Source organism: Paenibacillus sp. cl141a, from assembly GCF_900109305.1.
Classification (GTDB): domain Bacteria; phylum Bacillota; class Bacilli; order Paenibacillales; family Paenibacillaceae; genus Paenibacillus_AQ; species Paenibacillus_AQ lautus_A.
In genome coordinates this window covers 1-5,328 of the sequence record NZ_FNZO01000024.1, presented here as the reverse complement: position 1 = coordinate 5,328, position 5,328 = coordinate 1, and the positions used below count along the sequence as shown (strand labels likewise).

General features: G+C 42.2%; 7 protein-coding genes. 2 read left to right on the top strand and 5 right to left on the bottom strand.

The features are described 5' to 3' along the window. Both BMX45_RS30920 and BMX45_RS30915 read right to left on the bottom strand, forming a co-directional pair. On the bottom strand, window positions 1-272 hold a 272-nt coding region (locus BMX45_RS30920; RefSeq protein ID WP_090914627.1), incomplete at its 3' end, for a transposase. A gap of 348 nt (window positions 273-620) precedes the next feature. Then, the gene (locus BMX45_RS30915) at window positions 621-1,424 is read right to left on the bottom strand and encodes an undecaprenyl-diphosphate phosphatase (protein ID WP_090914625.1); all 804 of its coding nucleotides are present in this window, start codon (window positions 1,422-1,424) and stop codon (window positions 621-623) included. Between the two features lie 214 nt (window positions 1,425-1,638). Between BMX45_RS30915 and BMX45_RS31540 the strand changes: the two genes are divergently transcribed. Beyond that, complete coding sequence (locus tag BMX45_RS31540; RefSeq protein WP_175495246.1) at window positions 1,639-1,917, top strand: hypothetical protein; 279 nt, start codon at window positions 1,639-1,641, stop codon at window positions 1,915-1,917. Here the strand turns inward: BMX45_RS31540 and BMX45_RS30910 are convergent. The 3 genes from BMX45_RS30910 to BMX45_RS30900 all read right to left on the bottom strand — a co-directional run bounded on the left by BMX45_RS30910 (window position 1,909) and on the right by BMX45_RS30900 (window position 3,783). Beyond that, window positions 1,909-2,640 carry a hypothetical protein gene (locus BMX45_RS30910; RefSeq protein ID WP_090914623.1) on the bottom strand — a complete coding sequence of 244 codons (732 nt, stop codon included), beginning with the start codon at window positions 2,638-2,640 and terminating at the stop codon, window positions 1,909-1,911. The genes BMX45_RS31540 and BMX45_RS30910 overlap by 9 nt on opposite strands. A 204-nt stretch (window positions 2,641-2,844) precedes the next feature. Then, a complete protein-coding gene (locus BMX45_RS30905; RefSeq protein WP_090914621.1) occupies window positions 2,845-3,051 on the bottom strand; it encodes a hypothetical protein in 207 nt (68 codons plus the stop codon). A gap of 162 nt (window positions 3,052-3,213) precedes the next feature. Continuing rightward, window positions 3,214-3,783, bottom strand: a complete 570-nt coding sequence (locus BMX45_RS30900; protein ID WP_015735367.1) for a TetR/AcrR family transcriptional regulator — start codon at window positions 3,781-3,783, stop codon at window positions 3,214-3,216. 136 nt (window positions 3,784-3,919) lie between these two features. Between BMX45_RS30900 and BMX45_RS30895 the strand changes: the two genes are divergently transcribed. Next, a complete protein-coding gene (locus BMX45_RS30895) occupies window positions 3,920-4,849 on the top strand; it encodes a ketopantoate reductase family protein (RefSeq protein WP_090914619.1) in 930 nt (309 codons plus the stop codon). Window positions 4,850-5,328: the final 479 nt, after the last annotated feature.

Below are 5,328 nucleotides of genomic sequence, written 5' to 3'. Positions count from 1 at the left end.
AGCAAGGCATTTTCCGCTCTCAGCCGCAGGACTTCTTCCTCCAAGGTTTTGGCCTTCTTCGGTCTCCCGTTCTTCGAACCCGTCGAGGTGCCTCTTTTTTCCTTGAGCCCCTCAATTCCTTCCCGCTCGTAGTGAGCTACCCATCTTCGAACCATCCTATCATCGATGCCCAAGGTCTTGGCTACCGTCTTGTAGCCAAGACCTTCCTCCAGGAACATCGCAACAGCCTTGCGCTTGAATTCGATGTCATATGTCTTTCGTATTTCGCCCATGAAAAAAATCCCCTCCAAGTAGACTTTAATGCGCTTTTTACACACTGTCTACTTAAAGGGGATAATATCATTTTAGCGACTTACTATAGGACCATGTTCTTGTCCTTCGACACCTATGTTTGTTTGCTTGCCTCTTTTTCGGCAATGGCTAACCATTGGAAATAATTCAAAAGTAATTCTGTAGGGTGATATAATACCCCGGTTCCATATTCCCCCACATGTATAATCCTCTCATTTCTCTCTACTAACCATCTCTACTAACTCATTAACAAAAGATTCCTTTCCTTCTTGGTATTTATCTGGGTACTTATTTGCTAATTTTGCTTGAATAATCAAATACAAAACTGGTTACTGTATGACGATTAAATAGAAGAGCGCTGCCAAGACAAAACGGTATAGAGCAAACCATTCCAATCGAAGTCGCTTAATCAGTTTGATGAACGTCGCTACTGCAATCATTGCCACAAGAAAGGATGTCGTAAAGCCAATTATCATTAGAAGGAAATCCTCAGAATTCAGCAAATCGCGACTATCGTACAAATCCAACAAGCTTGCACCAAACATAACAGGCACGGATATAAGGAACGTAAAATCTGCGGCGGCTTTTTGGCTAGTACCAAGCAAAAGACCACCTGAAATCGTTGAACCCGATCTCGAAAATCCCGGCCACAAAGCCAAACATTGGAACAGTCCAATCCCGAAAGCTTGTTTATAATTTATTCCATCCAACGTATCAGCGGTTTCAGTTCTCCTACTACGTGCAGCGATGATCATCAACAAGCCACCTGCAACTAGACCTATCAAGACGGGGGTTGGGCCGAATAATTGGCTTTTTATTGTGTCCTTGATGAGAAGATATATAATTAATGCTGGTAACATAGCCAAAATCATATGAACTACATTTAAGCCTTTACTTTGGGAAAAATCCAATCTAATCAGATTAGCACCAATCTCCAAATATCTTTTCCAATAAAGAATTAGAACTGCCATCACCGCACCCAATTGTATAACGATTTTAAAAGTTATTGCAGCGTCTCCCTCAAAGTTAAGCAAATTGCCCGCTAAAATAAGATGTCCAGTAGACGATACTGGTAAAAATTCTGTTAACCCCTCTATTATGCCAAGTATTATTGCTTTAATTACCTCAGTCATCTGCGGATACCCCTTTTGGAAATTTGGTTGGTGGCAATAAACTACACCTTGTTTAATTATTTCCAGTATAAGGGGGACATCTATGTATTCCCATCGAATAGCATAACAATATTCAATTTAGTATTACATTATTGTCACATTGCTCATTATTTTAGTCTTAATACCCCCTTTGACTAACTAATGGCAGGAATTCGATGAGATTGCTAACCTTGGCATGAATATAAACACTTCAAATACCCTTCAGCCCGCAGCTAACATTAAAGCAATGCTAGAAACTCTATCTTCCCAAAATACTGCAAGTCCTTTTGAATTCTTGTTTGCTATCCAAGAAACTCATCTATTGATCAGTTCTACATCCAGTCTTCAAAATTATCATTTAGAAACTCAATCTCACGCTCATAGTGCGCCAAGTGCCCTTCCTCAACCATTTTTTGATAGGCAGGATTTCCATTGGCAGCACCCTTTCTTCAAAATTCACTTAAAATCATGGTAAAGGCACTAGCAGGTTAGCTTCAATTTTCCATTGTGAGACCTCGCCTTTGGTCACTTCTGCTTTAATAGTGTTGTATTCCTGGTCATACATCACTACAGCGGCATTCATGACTTCATTAAGATTTACGCTTACCAGGGAATCATTCTCTATTTTATAGATAGATGTTTCCGCTGCTGTACCTGCAGTAGCAACGATTTCCTTTATCCCGTCCTGGTCTACATCAACCTCCACAGTATGTGCTTCTATACACAGCACCTGGGGGGAAGTACTGAGCGACAAATAATTGGAAATAGGTGCGTTAGCTCCAACAGAGCCGGTCACTTTAACGTAAGATTGGCCCAAAACATCAACTGTACTTGTCGAATAGTCGCTGGACCCTTCATACCCGATCTGTCCTATATCATAGGTTCCGTCTTTTGAATGAAGTACAGCATAAATTTTCTCTACATCATCATTTTTTTTATAAGTTAAAACCTTGGAACCATCAACCGCTTGGCTCTTCAATTGTTTAGATAGTTCTATTGGAGTGACTTTAGTTAGTGGTTCGGCAGTTAAAGACGTTGTATACTTCAACGGGAACTGCTTTGTTTCAGGTGCTACTACATTGGCAGTAGGTTGCTCCGTAACACTGTTAATATTTGTTGCTGAAGGAGCATCTGAGGATGGGGTGCCACATCCCATAATTACTCCTAATAAGATTAATGCCAGTACTGTTTTTTTCATTAAAGAGCGCTCCCTACTTTCGTATTTGTTATGATCTCTGACACATATCCCAAGCATTATAGTCGTCTATATAGACGGTAACATTCGCATATTTGTTGTGAAAATATCCAATTTTTTTAAAATGTCCTCTAGCGGCAAAAGCCACTTTATCCGGATATTCCTGTCTCCATTCTTCGATGATCTCGCAACGAATGGCTTTGCTCGTTACTCCCCGTTTAGATTTGGATACAGCTTTTTTAGGTATGCGGTCTCCGCCTTTAAGTAGGCTATTTCTTCTTCAAGACGGGTAAGCTTTCTCTTCGGCCGTCCTTTATGAAAGGCTTCTTGCTCTATAGCTCTACCCTCTTGCTTCCATTTCATCCATATTAATTCAGCGACTTCTAATGTTACTATGTTTTTGTCACCCGTCATCTCTTTGTGTCACCAGACACCAGTTGGTTGATTGAGTACAACTGAGTTCCATAAGGGTCTTCAGTCGGATATTCATTCAACCCAATAAAACTTGGCATAACATAAACCTCACCTTTGACTGCCACATGTGTATAGAGTATAGAATACCATTTTGATCCGCGTTTACCCTTCATTGACTGTGCCAAAGGTATAATACGGTTTTATCCCATTTGCAAATAGGCTATCGATCAGCTTGACCAATTCTTCCGACGATAGATCTTTGCCGTTGCGTATCCACAGGCGAAACATAGATAGTAACGTGGATATGTAAAACTCAATGATGTAGGGTGCCAAGACATCGTTTGTGGGAAATTGTACAATCAATCGCTCAAAGGGAATTTCTCTTTTCAGCCGTTCAATAAAATGAACCGCACCATAGTCGCCCAACAGGGCTTTCAGAACTGAAATTTCCTCTGCATTTTCCAGGCATTGCAGCGCATCCTGGAACGTATGGGTAGAAAACTCTCGGCTCGCCATTTCCTCGTGAATGGATTTTAAGACACGCTCTTCAACGAAATCCAACAACGCATAAATATCCGTAAAGTATTGATAAAAGGTGCTGCGATTATATCCTGATTGCTTGGCAATCTCTTGAACGGATATTTTTTCAATTGGTTTTTGGCAATACAAATCGCAGAATACATTAATAAAGGTTTGCCTCGTTTTGTCCGTCATTTCAGGTTGCTTATTCATGATTGGCCTCCATGTTCTGTTTCATCGATTATGCGACAGATCTTAAAAATCTGATGGTTGATGACCCTATAGTGAATCTTTACAATAACATTATACAACACGTTGTTGGATGATCAACTATTCTAGGGAGGCTAACATGAGAATTTTATTCTTCGGTCGAGGCGTCATATCAACCCAATATGCTTGGGCATTCGAAAAGGCAGGGCATACCGTTGAGTTTTACGTTAGAAAAGGGAGAAAAGAAACCTTCGGAAGCCATATCGCGCTTGAAATGTGGGACGCACGAAAAGGGAAACAGCTCATAAAAGAAAACTGGAACGTCACACTGCATGAGGAGATAGGGTCAAATTACGATCTCATTATTGCGAGTGTCAACACGGAGCAACTTCCATCAGCAGCACAGCTCCTATCGACTGCCGCCGGGAACACCCCGATCCTCATCTTCAATAATCTTTGGCAAGACTTACAATCAGCGATCTCTCCCTTATCTATGAACCAGGTAGTCTTCGGATTCCCGGGAGCAGGAGGCGGCATCGCGAACAATCGACTTAGGGGCGGCTTTTTGAAAACAATATTTCTGGAAAAACCACGGGCAGGCACGGAACAGATGAACAACAAGGTCAAAGAACTATTTGAAAGTGCCCATTTTAAAATCAGTTGGATCAAGGATATGCAAAGCTGGCTATGGAATCACTTTGCCATGAATGCGGCGATGGAGGCCGAGGTGTTAAAACGGGGAAGTTTTCCAGCGCTTATGAACCATAGTGACTCATTCGCAAATGTGGGTAAACATATGAGGGAAATGTTGCCTGTACTTAAAGCGAGAGGCGCAAAGATGGACGCGATTACGCTACTGCTGACCAAGATCCCGCCGGCACTTCTCAGCCCGCTTTTTACCAAGCTTATTTTTGCAAAAGGCAGCTTACCGCGACTTTTCGTCGAATACAACAATAGTAAAGCAGGTTTTGCGGTACTTGAAGTTGTGAGAGAAGCAAAAAAGCTAGGCATACCTTTGCCGCGTCTTACGACAGCATTTGAAAATACGGAATATGCAAAAGAAATATAAAGAAGCCTTCCGATGGTTTCGAGCGTAAACCAAATCTGCTTCTTGGGCATAAAAATACACGCTTTAGCATGCATCGGATTACGCATGGGGTTTTCCAATGCCTATTCTAAGGGGGGCACTCTGTCGATGCGACGGGCGGCTTCGTATTATCAGGTTAGCCAGAATCTTCTGGTTGGCCTTTTTTTGTGGTCGTTTTACGATGGGGGGAGCCGGGAGAACGTGGCGGCTTTAGGGGCAATGAACCCGTAATAAAAACTGTTCTCTCACGACCTCCAAAAGACCATGTTTGAGCTGGTAGGGGCGGTAGACCCCGCATCACAAGCGAAGCTATGGATTTGGAACCATCGTGAAAAGGCCGGTGAAATCAAGGAGAAGGAGTGAGGAAATGGAACCTGTTATTGGCGTGGATGTCGCTAAAGGTTCAAGTGTGGTACAGGCATTCCGGAAACGAAACGAGCCCTATGGAAAAGCTGTAGACA

Coding starts and splice junctions, on each gene's coding strand:
- BMX45_RS30895 (WP_090914619.1), top strand. CDS start 3,920: ATGAGAATTTTATTCTTCGGTCGAGGCGTCATATCAACCCAATATGCT.
- BMX45_RS31540 (WP_175495246.1), top strand. CDS start 1,639: ATGAATATAAACACTTCAAATACCCTTCAGCCCGCAGCTAACATTAAA.
- BMX45_RS30900 (WP_015735367.1), bottom strand. CDS start 3,783: ATGAATAAGCAACCTGAAATGACGGACAAAACGAGGCAAACCTTTATT.
- BMX45_RS30915 (WP_090914625.1), bottom strand. CDS start 1,424: ATGACTGAGGTAATTAAAGCAATAATACTTGGCATAATAGAGGGGTTA.
- BMX45_RS30910 (WP_090914623.1), bottom strand. CDS start 2,640: ATGAAAAAAACAGTACTGGCATTAATCTTATTAGGAGTAATTATGGGA.
- BMX45_RS30905 (WP_090914621.1), bottom strand. CDS start 3,051: ATGACGGGTGACAAAAACATAGTAACATTAGAAGTCGCTGAATTAATA.